The organism is Candidatus Phyllobacterium onerii (assembly GCF_028331445.1).
Lineage (GTDB): Bacteria > Pseudomonadota > Alphaproteobacteria > Rhizobiales > Rhizobiaceae > Phyllobacterium > Phyllobacterium onerii.
The window spans coordinates 24,158-38,501 of sequence record NZ_JAQMHX010000021.1 but is presented as its reverse complement, the minus strand read 5'-3'; the positions used below and the strand labels follow the sequence as shown (position 1 = coordinate 38,501).

15 protein-coding genes and 1 pseudogene are annotated in these 14,344 nt (G+C 57.8%); 8 read left to right on the top strand and 8 right to left on the bottom strand.

Features of this window, described 5'->3' with window-relative positions; translation table 11 throughout:
* Positions 1–109: 109 nt before the first annotated feature.
* On the top strand, positions 110–2,707 hold the full coding sequence (gene cckA, locus PHA01_RS27030) for a cell cycle histidine kinase CckA (RefSeq protein ID WP_271899367.1): 2,598 nt from the start codon (positions 110–112) through the stop codon (positions 2,705–2,707).
* A 38-nt stretch (positions 2,708–2,745) separates the two neighbouring features.
* Here the strand turns inward: cckA and cysK are convergent, their stop codons facing one another.
* Positions 2,746–3,720, bottom strand: coding sequence for a cysteine synthase A (gene cysK, locus PHA01_RS27025; RefSeq protein ID WP_271899366.1), 975 nt, complete (start codon positions 3,718–3,720; stop codon positions 2,746–2,748).
* A 141-nt stretch (positions 3,721–3,861) separates the two neighbouring features.
* The gene (locus tag PHA01_RS27020; protein WP_271899365.1) at positions 3,862–4,482 is read right to left on the bottom strand and encodes a LysE family translocator; all 621 of its coding nucleotides are present in this window, start codon (positions 4,480–4,482) and stop codon (positions 3,862–3,864) included.
* Positions 4,483–4,630: 148 nt separating this feature from the next.
* Here PHA01_RS27020 and mbfA point away from each other — a divergent pair, with 148 nt between their 5' ends.
* Both mbfA and PHA01_RS27010 read left to right on the top strand, forming a co-directional pair.
* Positions 4,631–5,614, top strand: a complete 984-nt coding sequence (mbfA, locus tag PHA01_RS27015) for an iron exporter MbfA (RefSeq protein ID WP_271899364.1) — start codon at positions 4,631–4,633, stop codon at positions 5,612–5,614.
* A 247-nt stretch (positions 5,615–5,861) separates the two neighbouring features.
* Positions 5,862–6,002 (top strand): hypothetical protein, encoded by a 141-nt coding sequence (locus PHA01_RS27010; RefSeq protein WP_271899384.1) that lies wholly within the window; start codon positions 5,862–5,864, stop codon positions 6,000–6,002.
* Here PHA01_RS27010 and PHA01_RS27005 read toward each other — a convergent pair.
* Positions 5,993–6,340: an antibiotic biosynthesis monooxygenase family protein gene (locus tag PHA01_RS27005; protein ID WP_271899363.1), complete on the bottom strand. Its 348-nt coding sequence runs from the start codon at positions 6,338–6,340 to the stop codon at positions 5,993–5,995. The genes PHA01_RS27010 and PHA01_RS27005 overlap by 10 nt on opposite strands.
* Positions 6,337–6,666 carry an NIPSNAP family protein gene (locus tag PHA01_RS27000; RefSeq protein ID WP_271899362.1) on the bottom strand — a complete coding sequence of 110 codons (330 nt, stop codon included), beginning with the start codon at positions 6,664–6,666 and terminating at the stop codon, positions 6,337–6,339. Before PHA01_RS27000 ends, PHA01_RS27005 begins: the two co-directional genes overlap by 4 nt.
* A gap of 131 nt (positions 6,667–6,797) precedes the next feature.
* On the opposite strand from PHA01_RS27000, the gene PHA01_RS26995 reads away from it, so the two are divergent.
* A complete protein-coding gene (locus PHA01_RS26995; RefSeq protein ID WP_271899361.1) occupies positions 6,798–7,493 on the top strand; it encodes an ArsR/SmtB family transcription factor in 696 nt (231 codons plus the stop codon).
* On the opposite strand, the gene PHA01_RS26990 is transcribed toward PHA01_RS26995, so the two are convergent.
* Positions 7,490–8,203: an SDR family oxidoreductase gene (locus PHA01_RS26990; RefSeq protein ID WP_271899360.1), complete on the bottom strand. Its 714-nt coding sequence runs from the start codon at positions 8,201–8,203 to the stop codon at positions 7,490–7,492. The genes PHA01_RS26995 and PHA01_RS26990 overlap by 4 nt on opposite strands.
* A gap of 189 nt (positions 8,204–8,392) precedes the next feature.
* Between PHA01_RS26990 and PHA01_RS26985 the strand changes: the two genes are divergently transcribed.
* A complete protein-coding gene (locus tag PHA01_RS26985) occupies positions 8,393–8,629 on the top strand; it encodes a hypothetical protein (RefSeq protein ID WP_271899359.1) in 237 nt (78 codons plus the stop codon).
* 100 nt (positions 8,630–8,729) lie between these two features.
* On the opposite strand, the gene PHA01_RS26980 is transcribed toward PHA01_RS26985, so the two are convergent.
* Positions 8,730–9,704, bottom strand: coding sequence for a Bug family tripartite tricarboxylate transporter substrate binding protein (locus PHA01_RS26980; protein ID WP_417021052.1), 975 nt, complete (start codon positions 9,702–9,704; stop codon positions 8,730–8,732).
* Between the two features lie 134 nt (positions 9,705–9,838).
* Positions 9,839–9,952: pseudogene (locus tag PHA01_RS26975) on the bottom strand (TetR/AcrR family transcriptional regulator); the annotation flags it as partial.
* 205 nt (positions 9,953–10,157) lie between these two features.
* Between PHA01_RS26975 and PHA01_RS26970 the strand changes: the two are divergent.
* The 3 genes from PHA01_RS26970 (at position 10,158) to PHA01_RS26960 (ending at position 12,840) form a co-directional block, all read left to right on the top strand.
* Positions 10,158–10,556: a RidA family protein gene (locus PHA01_RS26970; protein ID WP_271899358.1), complete on the top strand. Its 399-nt coding sequence runs from the start codon at positions 10,158–10,160 to the stop codon at positions 10,554–10,556.
* A gap of 318 nt (positions 10,557–10,874) precedes the next feature.
* Positions 10,875–12,116 (top strand): epoxide hydrolase family protein, encoded by a 1,242-nt coding sequence (locus PHA01_RS26965; protein WP_271899382.1) that lies wholly within the window; start codon positions 10,875–10,877, stop codon positions 12,114–12,116.
* A 64-nt stretch (positions 12,117–12,180) separates the two neighbouring features.
* Positions 12,181–12,840 carry a VOC family protein gene (locus PHA01_RS26960; RefSeq protein WP_271899357.1) on the top strand — a complete coding sequence of 220 codons (660 nt, stop codon included), beginning with the start codon at positions 12,181–12,183 and terminating at the stop codon, positions 12,838–12,840.
* 4 nt (positions 12,841–12,844) lie between these two features.
* Here the strand turns inward: PHA01_RS26960 and PHA01_RS26955 are convergent, their stop codons facing one another.
* Positions 12,845–14,050, bottom strand: coding sequence for an HPP family protein (locus PHA01_RS26955; protein ID WP_271899356.1), 1,206 nt, complete (start codon positions 14,048–14,050; stop codon positions 12,845–12,847).
* Between the last annotated feature and the right edge of the window lie 294 nt (positions 14,051–14,344).

Below are 14,344 nucleotides of genomic sequence, written 5' to 3'. Positions count from 1 at the left end.
AAAGATATGATCCAAACGATTCGAGAATAAACATCGGCTTGATGCAATTGCGCCGGTGATGAAGAAAAGGGGCCTGAGACGTATGTCTCAAGAAACGAATAGCAGACGTATGTCTCAAGAAACGAACAGCGATCTTTACCCAGAGCCTATCATCGCGAACACGAAATCCAACAAGGCCGGCTTGCGCCTGGTTCTTCTCGGCGTGCTGCTGATCGGCGTTTCCGTCCTTTACTTCATCTATCGCGATCAACTAGGGCAGCAATTCCTGCTTGGCCTCCTCGGCACGCTGGCCATGACCGGTGTGTTCTATCTGTTCGGCTCGGCGATCAATGTCATTCAGTTCACGCCGCGCGGCACAAGTGATGAACTCACGCGCGCGTTTGTGGATACGTTTCCGGAAGGCACGGTCGTCTGTGATCAAAAGGGCCGCATCGTTTACGCCAACAGGGCCTATGCCGAGCTGACCGGCGTCACCAATTCCAACGATGTGCGGGCGATCGAGCATATTCTCTCCAGTGAGGCCGCCGCCTCGGATCCGATCTACCGGCTCGCCAATGCCGTGCGCGACGGCGTTTCCGGCCAGGAGGAACTGCGCCTGTCGCGTCCACTCGATCCCTCGCGTGAGCCCGTGCCGACGTGGTACCGGGTCAAGGCGCGGCCTGTTGCGGGCATTCCAGACCAGACGACGCCGGTTTATGCGTGGCAGATCGCCGATATTTCGGCTGAGCGTGCCGAACAGGAGCGTTATTTCCAGGATATTCAGGAGGCCATCGATCATCTCGACCACGCTCCGGCAGGCTTCTTCTCAGCCGATCCGGATGGCCGCATCATTTATATCAACGCAACGCTGGCGGAATGGCTCGGCGTCGACCTCACGCGGTTTACCCCCGGCTCGATGATGGTTCGCGACATCGTCGCGGGCAATGGCATGGCGCTGATCAATGCGGTCAAGACCGAGCCTGGTACGAGCCGCAATACGGTCATCGATCTCGACCTTGCCAAATCCAATGGCCAGAGCCTCGCCGTGCGCTTCTATCATCGCGTGCAGGCGCAGCGCGATGGCAGACGTGGTCCAACCCGCACCATCGTTCTCAACCGCGCTGAAGGTGAAGACAATTCAGCCGCGTTGCGCGCGGCAGAGGTGCGGTTCACGCGCTTCTTCAATTCAGCGTCCATGGCCATCGCAGCCGTTGACGCCACCGGCAAGATCCTGCGCACCAATGCGCGGTTCTTGGGGCTCTTCGCCCCGGTTGTCGATCGTGATGACATCGACCGGCGCATTCCGCTTGAAACCGTCGTGCATGAACGCGATCGCGAGGCCTTCGACCGGGCGCTGGCTGCAGCTTTTGCCGGCAAGGCGGAAATCTCTCCTGTCGATACCGTTATTCCGGGTAATGAGGATCGCCATCTGCGCTTCTACGTCAGTCCGGTGTTCGACGCCGGTTCCGAGGATGGCGCCGAGGAAGCCGCCATTGTTTCAGTGGTTGAAACCACTGAGCAGAAGGCGCTTGAAGCCACGATGGCGCAGAGCCAGAAAATGCAGGCCGTAGGGCAGCTTGCAGGCGGTATCGCACATGATTTCAACAACGTGTTGACCGCAATCATCATGTCTTCCGATCTGCTGTTGACCAATCATCGCGCATCGGACCCGTCCTTTGCCGACATCATGAACATCAAGCAGAATGCCAATCGCGCCGCTTCGCTGGTGCGGCAGCTCCTTGCGTTCTCGCGTCGCCAGACCTTGCGGCCGGAAGTGCTCAACCTCACCGATGTGATCGCTGATGTGCGCATGCTGCTGACGCGTCTTGCCGGGACGCAGGTCAATCTCAAGATCGAGCATGGGCGCGATCTGTGGCCGGTGCGCGCGGACCTCGGCCAGTTCGAGCAGGTGGTGGTCAATCTCACGGTCAATGCCCGCGATGCGATGCCCGAAGGCGGCAACCTGACGCTCCGTACACGCAATGTGACCGAAGCGGAGAGTGCCGAATTGACTTATCGCGACCTCGTTCCAGGCGATTATGTGCTGGTCGAGGTGGAAGACAGCGGTACCGGCATGACGCAGGAAGTGATCGAGAAGATTTTCGAACCCTTCTTCACGACGAAGGAAGTTGGCAAGGGGACGGGCCTCGGCCTGTCCATGGTTTATGGTATCATCAAGCAGACAGGCGGTTCGATCCATGCCGAGTCCGAGCTTGGCAAGGGGACGACATTCCGCATTTTCCTGCCGCGTTTCGTAGAGGAAAAGCAGCCGCAGGTCCTGAACGCCGATGGCGAAGCCGTCGTGACCGAAATGCCGAAAAAGGAGAAGAAGACGGAAAAAGCCACCGATCTCTCCGGTTCCGCAACCGTTCTCCTGGTGGAAGACGAGGACGCCGTCCGCATGGGCGGGGTTCGCGCGCTGCAATCGCGTGGCTACACGGTGCATGAGGCATCCAGCGGCGTCGAGGCGCTTGAGGTGATGAAAGAACTCGGCGGCAAAGTGGACATCATCGTTTCTGACGTGGTCATGCCCGAAATGGATGGCCCGACGCTGCTGCGCGAATTGCGCAAGGATTACGGCGATATCAAATTCATCTTCGTTTCGGGCTATGCGGAAGATGCTTTTGCACGAAACCTGCCGGAAGACGCTAAATTCGGCTTCCTGCCGAAGCCGTTTTCACTGAAGCAACTGGCAACTGCGGTCAAGGAAACGCTGGAGAGCGAGTAGGGCGCAAAGCAGATTGCACCCCACCCTTGAGTTGTCAGCTAGCCATCCAGGCCTTCGAACAGCGCGGTGGACAAATACCGCTCGGCGAAGGAAGGGATGATCACGACAAGGTTTTTACCCTTGTTCTCCGGGCGGCTGCCAACCTCAATCGCCGCCGTCAGTGCTGCACCCGATGATATCCCCACAGGCACGCCCTCAAGCCGCGCTACGAGACGCGCATTGGCGAAGGAATCCTCGTTCGAGACCTGCACGACCTCGTCATAGATGTGCGTATCGAGCACGGCGGGAGCAAAGCCTGCGCCTATGCCCTGGATTTTGTGTGGGCCGGGATTGCCGCCGGAAAGAATAGGCGAATCCTTAGGCTCCACGGCAATAACCCTCACACTCGGCTTGCGCTGCTTCAACACCTGGCCAACGCCGGTAATCGTGCCGCCGGTGCCGATGCCGGCAACCAGGATGTCGACCGTGCCGTCGGTATCGTTCCAGATTTCCTCGGCGGTGGTCCGGCGGTGGATTTCAGGATTGGCTGGATTGTCGAACTGACCGGGGATGACCGCGTCGCCAATGGTCTCGACCAACTCGTTCGCCTTGGCAATGGCGCCCTTCATGCCCTTGGCTCCTTCGGTCAGCACCAGCTCTGCGCCGAGCAGCTTAAGCATTTTCCGGCGTTCGACCGACATGGTTTCAGGCATGGTGAGGATCAACCGGTAACCTTTGGCGGCGGCGGCGAACGCGAGCGCGATGCCGGTATTGCCGGAGGTTGGTTCGACGAGCGTGGTCTTGCCCGGTTTCGCCTTCCCCTGTGCTTCGAGCGCCTCGATCAGCGCGACGCCGATACGGTCCTTGACGCTGGCGATAGGATTAAAGAATTCGAGCTTGGCCAGAAGATTGGCACCGACACCCTTTTCCTTGGCCAGTTTGTCGAGACGGATCAGGGGCGTATCGCCGATCGTATCGACAATGGAATTGTAGATGCGGCCACGGCCTGGCTTGCGCGCGCTGTCATTGCTCATGAATATCTCCTGATCCTGTTTTGGGTCGTGAGGCGATCTTATGGGCCTTGCCTGAAAATTCCTAGTTGGGCTCGTGCGTAAACGCGGTACCGCTTAGAAGAAAATACTAATATTCGGCTGCAGCTGTAATAGCATTCCTGCTCAGGAGGAGCGCCCGGCAATGGCGAGCGCAGCGCCTGCCATGAAGGCTGCTGCCGTGCGGTTCAGCCGTTTCAGCGCCCGGGGCGAGGCGAGCAGTCCTCGTGCCTTGGCTGCCAGGGCGAGATAGGGCACCAGCACCACGAGTAGAACCAAAACGGTCAGCGCAGCGAGGATCGAATAGTCGGCCAGGGTGATCGTATGCAGGTCGACGAGAGTCGGTGTCAGGGCGATGTAGAAAAGCATGGTCTTCGGATTGCCGAGCGTCACCGTCAAGCCGGCCACAATGCTAGAGATAGCACCGCCGCGACTTTTCTTGGCTTCGATCTTTTCCGCTGATATGCCCGATGTCCAGAAGCCCCAGGCAAGGTAGGCAAGATATGCGACGCCCGCCCATTTGATCACCAGGAAAACCGTGCCGAATGTCTGCGCTACCATGGCAAGGCCCAGCACCACCGCGGTGAGATAGGTGAGGTCGCCGATGATCAATCCGAGCGACATGAACAGCGATGAGCGAAACCCCGAGCCCAGCGCCCGGGCGACAAGGGCAGTTACACCCGGTCCGGGGATAGCGGCGGCGATGGCAAGGGCACCAGAATAGGCAACAAAACCGGCAAGCGTCATGATCGTTCTCTGTCAGCGGAGGTTGGCGGAGGCGGAAGATACTCCGACGTCCGGGTTCTGTCCATGGACCGTGAAAAGAACCCGATTACACCTTGAATACAGGGCTTTGAATCTATAGTTTAGAACCATTCTAATTTAGGATCACGCCATGCTCAGCCGTTTTTTCGGTCATCGCCGCCATGAACTCGCCGCTCTCTCCGAACAGCAATTGCTGGCCCTGGCCATTTCGTCGGAAGAGGACGACGCACGAATCTATCTCGCCTATGCGGATGGGCTGCGTGACGACTTTCCGCAAAGCGCCAAGGTTTTCGACGAAATGGCGGAAGAGGAAAATCGCCATCGCCAGGCATTGATCGATCTGCACCAGGAGCGTTTCGGCAACCAGATACCACTCATCCGCAGGGAGCACGTGCGCGGCTATATCGAGCGCAAGCCGGACTGGCTGGTTCGCCCGCTCGGTATAGAGAAGGTGCGGGAAATGGCCGAGAAGATGGAGGAACAGGCCTACCGCTTCTATATCGAGGCACTGAAACTTGTGCGGGATGCCTCCACACGCAAGCTCCTGGGCGACCTCGCCATCGCCGAGAAGGCGCATGAATCGCTCGCCCACAGGCTCGGGGTGCAGCACACGCCCGACGACGTGCAGGAGGTCGAGAAACAGACCGAACGGCGACAGCTGATCCTGACCTATATCCAGCCAGGTCTTGCCGGTCTGATGGATGGTTCCGTCTCGACCCTTGCGCCGATTTTTGCGGCCGCCTTCGCCACACAGGACACGTGGCAGACGTTTCTCGTCGGCCTGTCTGCTTCGCTCGGCGCCGGTATTTCCATGGGCTTCACGGAAGCTGCGCATGACGACGGAAAATTGTCCGGGCGTGGCTCACCCCTGAAGCGCGGCCTCGCCAACGGCCTGATGACGGCGATCGGTGGCCTTGGCCACGCGCTGCCCTATCTCATTTCGGATTTCTGGACGGCCACGACAATCGCCGCGATTGTCGTTTTCATCGAGCTCTGGGCCATTGCCTATATCCAGCACCGCTTCATGGAGACGCCATTCTTCCGCGCCGCGATCCAGGTTGTTCTCGGCGGCGGGCTCGTATTGGCGACAGGCATATTGATCGGTAACGCGTGATTCGATTTCTTGTAAAAATCCACGCGATTCACCAACATTTCGGACGCCTTATTGAAGGAACAAGGGCGAATTTTCGCCCTTTTCCTGTTGCGAAAAGATCTTTTTGCCCAACTGGTTAAGGCTAATTTTCTATGAATTCATTTGATTTTAACCAACGCCGTTCAGGAGGCGTTCATCTTTATGCATTAAATTTTAGCTAATTGATCGCTATCGGCCTTGCCCGGTATGCCAAAACCAAGAGACAAAAATGATGACCATGATTATCCAGCTACGCGATACGCTACGCGTCGTGCGAGAATTCATTGCTCCGAGTTACCGGCCAGAGCGCCACTACATGCGTGGCCCCGGACCGGCTTGTGCCCAGCGCAATCACGGGGTTCAGGCGTGATGGTACATTCGCGCATCAAGCGGAGCTTCATCACGGGCACGCAACCCATAATCACGTATAACGGACGCAATCCGCAGCCTGTAGTCGGCAAAGATCCCGGCGCGGCCGTCACGTTGAGCCAGGCGATGTTCCTCGGTCTGGCGCCAAGCCGCCACTGACGCTTCATCGCGCCAGAACGACAGGGAGAGATAGCGGTTCTCGTTGGCAAGGCTGCGAAACCGCTCAACGGAAATAAAGCCGTCCATCGTCTCCAGCAGTGGCTTCAGGTCCGCTGCCCTGTCGAAATAATCCTTGCCGCGGCCTTCAGCCGGTTCCAACTCGAAAATCACCGCAATCACTTGAGCATTCCTCCATTCGTTCCTGTCACAAGGCGCAGGAATGTACGGTCCTCGCGCCGGATAAAGCGCTTTTCCCGGGAAAATTCGTAGTTGGCCCGGCCCAGCGGATCTGCCATCAGCCGTGCGCGATAGGCTTCGTACGCCGCCAGGTTCTCGATGTTGTAAACGCCGTAGGCCAGCGTGGCGGAGCCCTCATGCGGCGCATAATAGCCGATGAGATCGGCGCCGCAACGCGGTATCGCCTCGTTCCAGTTGCGCGCATATTCTTCGAAAGCGTCCTTCTGATAGGGATCGATTTCATATTTGATGAAACAGGTGATGGTCATTTCGGGCACTCCTTCGTTGGCGTTGGCCATGGGTATATCCGCCAATGAGCGCTTGATACTTCGACCGTTTTCGAAGCATCATCGTCTGTGTTGGGATCAGTCTCGATCAGCCAACAAACACGGAAACGATCATGTCGAACAATGCGAGATTTGCCGAGATAGCCGCACTAGCGGGTGATCCCGGTCGTGCGAGCATGCTCAATGGGCTCATGGATGGACGCGCGCTGACTGCGTCGGAACTCGCACAACTCGCCGGCATCACCGCGCAGACCGCCAGCAGCCATCTCACGCGCATGACCGAGGCCGGACTTCTCGCGGTGGAAAAGCAGGGCCGGCATCGGTATCACCGGCTGGCTTCGCCTGCCGTGGCCCAGATGATCGAGAGCATCATGCGGCTCGCCGCGCCGGACGTCACCGCCAAGCCGCTGCGCACCGGCCCACGCGATGCGGCGCTCAGGGCAGGGCGCACCTGCTACGATCATCTCGCCGGGCATCTCGGCGTTTCAATCACCGATGCGCTGATCGATGCCGGTCATCTCGATCTTGGCCTCGATGCGGGTGAAGTGACGGATAGCGGGCTTGCGCTGTTTGCCCGCGCCGGAATCGAGATCGAAGCGTTGACCGCCAGGCGCAGCCGCATCCTATGCCGGCCGTGCCTCGACTGGAGCGAGCGCCGCCCGCATCTTGCCGGTGCAATCGGCGCGGCGCTGTGCAGCCACTGCTTCAACAATGGCTGGATCAGACGGCTGGAAGGAACCCGCGCCGTGTCCGTGACGCCGAATGGCCAGAGACAGCTGCGCGAGACATTCGGTGTCAGCCTTTCCTAAACATGCCGCGTGACGCCGCCATCGATCCGTATGTTCTGGCCGGTGATATAGCCTGCATCGTCTGACAGCAGGAACGCGGTTGTCTTGGCAATTTCCGTCATCGTCCCAAGCCGTTTCATGGGCACCTTGTCGTCCGTTCCGGGCTTGTGGTCGAGACTGTCGATGTATCCCGGCAGAAGTGCATTCATGCGGATATTGTCGGCACCGTAGCGGTCAGAGTAGAGCTTGGTATAGGCGCCGACGGCTGCGCGATAGGCGCAGGAGACCGGGAAAACCAGGCTTGGCTCGAAGGAGGCGAACGTCGTGATGTTCACCCATGCGCCCTTGCCCTGCTTCAACATATAGGGCGTCACCAGCCGTGCCATGCGCACCACGCTCAGAACCATCAGATCATTGCCGATCGCCCATTTTTCATCCGTGATATCGAGGAGGTCGCCCTTCGGCGGATGGCCGGTATGATTGACCACAGCATCGACACGGCCATAGGCCTCGACTGTCTTTTCAACCAGGGCCTCCAGATCATTTGCCTCGCCAGCAGAACCCTTGATGCCGACACCGCCAAGCTCGGTGGCAAGCTCGACCGCGCTGCCCGACGGTGACATCAGTCCGAGACGATAGCCGCGCTCGTGCAATTCGCGCGCTATGGCGGCGCCCATGCCGCGTCCTCCACCGGTGATGATTGCAACTGGTGCTTGTGAAGTGTCGGTCATGGTGCTCGCCTTTCAAGATTTCGAATGGCGCGGAGCATGTTTGATCGGTAGCTCGAGCGCAAACGAATTCAGCTGGCAGCGAGGCTCAAATATTTTGAACGAACTTCCGAAAATGAGTCAAAAGTCGAATTGAAATTGTTGAAATTATTGTGAGAAGTCATTGCTGGTTCATCAAGAAAGAACATGACGATGGCAATAGCATTTGATACGCTTGGTTATTCAAAGCGGTTGCGTTCTGGCGGCATAGACCAGCAACACGCCGAAACCCATGCCGAAGCTGCGAGGGATTTTATCATGGCCGAACTCGTTACCAAATCGGATCTGGCCGCCGCTTTGACAACACAGACACTGACTTTGACATTGCGTATCGGTGTGATGATGACGGTTGGATTTGGTGTATTGGCGACGTTGATGAAGCTGCTTTAACGCTCCGCTCTCCCCGGTAGCGATGGGGGAATTATCGTGAGCCCTGTGACCGGCTGCAGTTGAGTGGGGGGTAATTTACCCCACTCATCTCCACGCTGTATCAATCCATAGTCACGCCCGTGCTCTTCACGACAGGCTCCCATTTCTGGATTTCTGCTTTGACGTGTGTCGCAAGCTCGTCTGGCGTTGAACCGACAATCGTCGCACTGAAATCTTTCATGCGCGAAACGACGGCAGGGTCTTTCAGCGCGGTATTGGCGGCTTCGTTGAGGCGAGCCACAACCTCGGGTGGGGTGCCGGCGGGTGCAAACAATGCATTCCAGGTATATGTCTCATAGCCCGGCACGGCCTCCGCGACTGTTGGTACATCGGGGAAGGAAGGAGCCCGATCCTTCGTCGTGACACCGAGAGCTTTCAGGGATCCGGCCTTTATGTGTGCCGAAGACGACGGCAAATTGTCGAACATGATCGACACCTGATTGCCAAGCAGATCGTTCAAAGCCGGTCCTGCACCCTTGTATGGGATATGTTCCATGGAGACCCCGGCCATGCTTTTGAAAAGTTCGCCGGATAAATGCAGCGGAGTGCCGTTTCCAGACGAAGCATAGGAATATTTGTCGGGGTTGTCCTTGAGCAGCTGAACGAGCTCTTTGACGCTGTTGACTGGCAGCTGCGGATTGATAACCAGCACATTGGGTACCAACACGAGGAGCGAAATCGGCGCAAAATCCGTGACTGGATCATAGGGTTTTGCTTTCAACATCAGTGGGTTGAGCGCATGGGTTGCAACCGTTCCCATGAGGATTGTGTAACCGTCGGGCTCCGCCCTGGCCACTTGGGCAGCTCCGAGATTTCCGCCCGCACCCCCGACATTCTCGACGATTACTTGCTGTCCGAGTGTCTTTGACATGTTTGCCGCGACGAGACGGGCAACGAGGTCGGTCGAGCCACCAGCCGCAAAAGGCACCACAAGCGTGACCGCGCGATCCGGGAATGTTTGTGCCGAAGCCGGTAATGCCGATGCGATCGCCGAACCAATCGCCAAACCTAAAACAACGCGTCTATTCAATGCCACAGTATCCCCTCCCGGTAAGTGTGGTTCACATGATGTCGAATGGTCATCGCGAGAAGACAACTCTCGATCGGACCATAAACTCAATGAGCTATAGGACGGTATTTCAGAATCCATGTCCAGACCAGGATTTTGCCTCAGCGCTCTTTTTGCAGCAAACCGGCGGCGAGATGCCGGAAAGCGTCGACAGCCTTTGCAACGACAATGCGAGGATCATCAGGCGCGGCAATCCAAAGCGACGCATTCAGCGCGTCTTCTCGCAACCACGGTCATCTCCCGTGAAATACATACACTCCGTATGCTAATTGACATACGAAGTGTATGCCAATATATGACTACATACGGGACGTATATCAATGTTCGCTCCGGACAGTAAAGCGCAAAGGCTTTGAAACCGTTACGAACCGGCTCATCCATCCCCGGTAAACCGGCCTCAATTTCTAAAAGGAACAACCAATGACAAAACGCGATGCCATTTTCCCTGCCGGTCGGCAGGCACTCTATGAGATCAATCGATATTCGGCGGCGATCCGCTCGGGCGACCTTCTTTTTGTTTCGGGGCAGGTGGGAAGCCGGGAGGACGGGTCGCCAGAACCTGTCTTCGAAAAACAGGTCCAGCTAGCCTTCGACAATCTCGCCGCCGTGCTGAAGGCTGCTGGTTGCACGTTCGATGACGTGGTTGATGTGACCACGTTCCACACGGATCCTGCCACGCAATTTGAGGCAGTCAATACAGTTCGCCTGAAGGCAATCGGTGGGCAACCGTATCCGAACTGGACTGCGGTAGGCGTGAACTGGCTGGCCGGCTTCGATTTTGAAATCAAGGTAATAGCGCGCATTCCTCAGTCCAGCTGATCGGCTCGACCATGCCACACGATGACGGCCAACGGGCGGCCGTCATCGATGCAAGAGCCCGGTTGTTACCGTTACGTACTTGCCCCTGACCATATCCGGACCGATCATTCTCAGCTTAGGCCGCCCAGTCCTAGTTCAGCATCACGGCGTGCACTTTCGCAGGACCATATCCGCAGAGCACACAAGATGTTACGGGCGCAACGTTCCCCGCAGCAGCATGTCCTCTGTTTTTGGCCTGACCAATGGAGGATTACAATGGCAGAAAATCCAGATCCGAGCAGGCGTGACATCTTGCTGACGGGCAGTTCATTGCTCGCCATGTCAGCTATCGGCACAGGTGCCGCGGGCCTTGTTTCAGTTTCCACAGCGCAGGCGGCCGCAAATGAAGAAATCCGCCCGTTCAACGTGCACTTTTCGGACGAGCAACTTGCCGATCTGCGCAAGCGCGTTGCGGCAACGAAATGGCCGAGCAAGGAAATTGTCAAGGATGCATCGCAGGGCGTGCAGTGCGCGACGCTTGAGAAACTCGCAAAATATTGGGCCACCGATTATGACTGGCGCAAAATGGAGGCGAAGCTCAATGCCTTGCCGCAATTCAAGACAAACATCGACGGAGTGGATATTCATTTCATCCACGTTCGTTCGAAGAATCCCAATGCACTTCCCATAATCATTACGCATGGTTGGCCAGGCTCGATTATCGAGCAGTTGAAGGTCATCGGACCGCTCACCGATCCGACGGCAAACGGCGGACAGGTCGAGGACTCTTTCGACGTCGTGATCCCATCGCTGCCCGGCTACGGTTTTTCAGGAGTGCCCACCGTTACCGGCTGGGATCCTGTCCGCGTCGCAAGCGCCTGGATCGTGCTGATGAAGCGCCTCGGCTACGACCGTTATGTTGCCCAGGGCGGCGATTGGGGAAATGCCGTCACGGAGCAGATGGCCGTGCAGACGCCTCCGGGGTTACTCGGCATCCACACCAACATGCCCGCTACGGTGCCCGAAGATATTGCACAGGCATTGAGTTCCGGAGGCCCACCGCCGCCGGACCTGTCAGCAGATGAGAAACATGCCTACGAGCAACTCGACTTTTTTTATAAGCACGGCCTGGCTTATGCCCAGGAAATGGGTAACCGGCCGCAGACACTATACGCGATCGAGGACTCGCCCGTCGGTCTCGCCGCCTGGATGCTGGACCACGACGCGGCCAGTTATGCACTTATCGCACGCGTCTTTGACGGTGTGCCCGAGGGTCTTACACGAGAGGAAATCGTCGATAACATCACGCTCTACTGGCTGACGAACACAGCAGTCTCTTCGGCCCGCCTTTATTGGGAGAGCAAGCTTCCCTTTTTTGCCCCGAAGCACCTCACCGTACCGGTGGCCGTAAGCGCCTTTCCTGACGAGCTTTACCAGGCTCCGCGAAGTTGGGCCGAAAAGGCGTATCCGAAGCTCATTTTTTACGCCAGGCATGACAAAGGCGGGCACTTCGCGGCGTGGGAACAGCCGGCGTACATCACGGCCGACCTTAGGGCGGCTTTCAAGCCACTGCGCCAGTAGATTTATAAAAACACTGCGCAAATTGCGCACCATCCTTTCAACAGGCATCGAGGAGGACCATGCCATGACTGACACAAATCAAGCGGGAACGGCCGATATGAAACTCGAGATTGTCGTCATCCCTGTTTCGGACCCGGACCGCTCTAAGGAGTTCTATGCCAACCTCGGCTGGAGGCTGGACGCCGATTTTGCCGGCACCGATTTTCGCGTAATGCAGTTTACCCCGCCGGGTTCCGGCTGCTCGGTCATCTTCGGCAAGAATGTCACCGCTGCGGCCCCTGGCTCCGCTCAGGGGCTTTACCTTATCGTTTCCGACATCGAGGCTGCCCGCAAGGAACTGATCGGACGGGGCGTGAAAGTCAGCGACGCGTTTCACCCTGCCGGTGACGTTTATACGGGTCCGGATGAGCCTTATTTGTTTGGACGAGTCCGCACCGCCGGCCTGCATCCCGAGCGCGGCACCTATCGCTCCTTTGCGTCGTTCAGCGATCCCGATGGCAACGGCTGGCTTTTCCAGGAGATTACGGCGCGATTGCCTGGGCGCATCGATGCAACCGAAACGACCTTCAGCTCCGCGAAAGACCTCGCGGCCGCCCTACGCCGTGCAGGGGCAGCGCATGGCGAGCACGAGAAGCGGACTGGCGGTGAGTATGATGAGGGCTGGCCTGACTGGTATGCGGAGTACATGGTCAAGGAACAGTCGGGCGAACCATTGCCAACTTGAGCCGTTAAGCCGCCCGATCGTCATTGTCCAGTTTAGCGGCCTGGATTTCTGCGGAGCCGGTTTGCCTTTCCTGAAACAGCGCGGCAATCAGGTCCGATTGTGTGACGATGCCAACGACACGGTTGTTTGCATCGACCACAGGCATGTGATGCAGGCCCATGTCGGCCATTGGCGGCACGAGCTTGGCGATCATGGTTTCCGGCAAGGCCGACTGGACCCGGCGCGTCATTATGTCGGCTACCGTGTGCTTGGATTGGCGCGCCAATCGGAACCGATTGCCGACACGGACACGCCAGCCAAGATGGAGGCGGCCATCATCGGCCAGAAGCGATGCCCGCATGAAGTCTGTCTGGGTGATGATACCGACCAGTTTGCCATCTTCTGAAGTAACCGGAAGCGCCTTGACGCGGTGATTGATGAGGAGCTTCCAGGCATCGCGCAAAGCTGTCTCAGGGCGCACGGTTGCCACGTCCTTCGACATGATCTGCCCACAGGTGATCTCACCGGATCGCCTCTCATAGGCGCGGATCTGCGCACGATGCAGCAACGCATCGAGCTCGTCGGGGCTGACATTGACGATCTCGTCATACTGGGCCAGCACGTCCTGCAGATCGCTGGGGACAAATCCCAGGCGAGCCGTGGGGGGCAAGTCAGCCGTATCGTGGATATTGATTTGAGGAGCTGGCGCAAGATGGGGATATCGCCGCCCCGCCAGATTGTTGAACACCAGCGCTGACGCCAGCAACAGCAGCGAATTGAGCCCGACCGGCCAGACGACGAAGCCATATCCTTCAGCTTGCAATACGGGACCGCCCAGCACGGCGGTCAATGCAACTGCCCCGCTTGGGGGATGCAGACAACCGAGCGCCAGCATCAGTCCTATGGCGACCGAAACGGCCAGTGCCGACGCAATGATCGGATCTGGCACCAGAAGTGCGAAGGAAACGCCGACAAATGCCGACAACATATTGCCGCCAAGGATCGACCACGGCTGCGCCAGCGGACTTGTTGGCGCAGCAAAAAGCAGCACAGCCGATGCGCCCATGGGTGCAATCAGCAGGGGAAGGTTAACCTCTGGACCCAGCGCAAGTTTGCTGACAGTGCCCGTCACCATGATGCCGACAAGTGCACCAATGCACGCTCTGAAGCGCTCATGCTTGCTGATCGGCGCAACCGCAGGAATGAAGCGCTTGAGGGTGCTCCAAAGCATGGTGAACTATCCGTCTGTTGGGATTGACCCGGTAGCTAGCGTTGACGCTTGGGTGTTTGCCTAAAGCAGTAGCAGTTAGCCTACAATTTGGGCAACGAATAAACGTCTTCCTTACGGGCCAATCGCAGAACTAAATTTCGTCTCTAGCCGGTATATGAGGCAAATCAATCCAGTGGCCGAATGGCCGGTTTTGGAAGGGACCAGACGAATTTCATTCGGGCCTGCGCTCGCCGCCTTCTTTACCCTTCTTTTGCCCGAATCACTCGTATATTCCCTGCCACATCCAACCGGGGA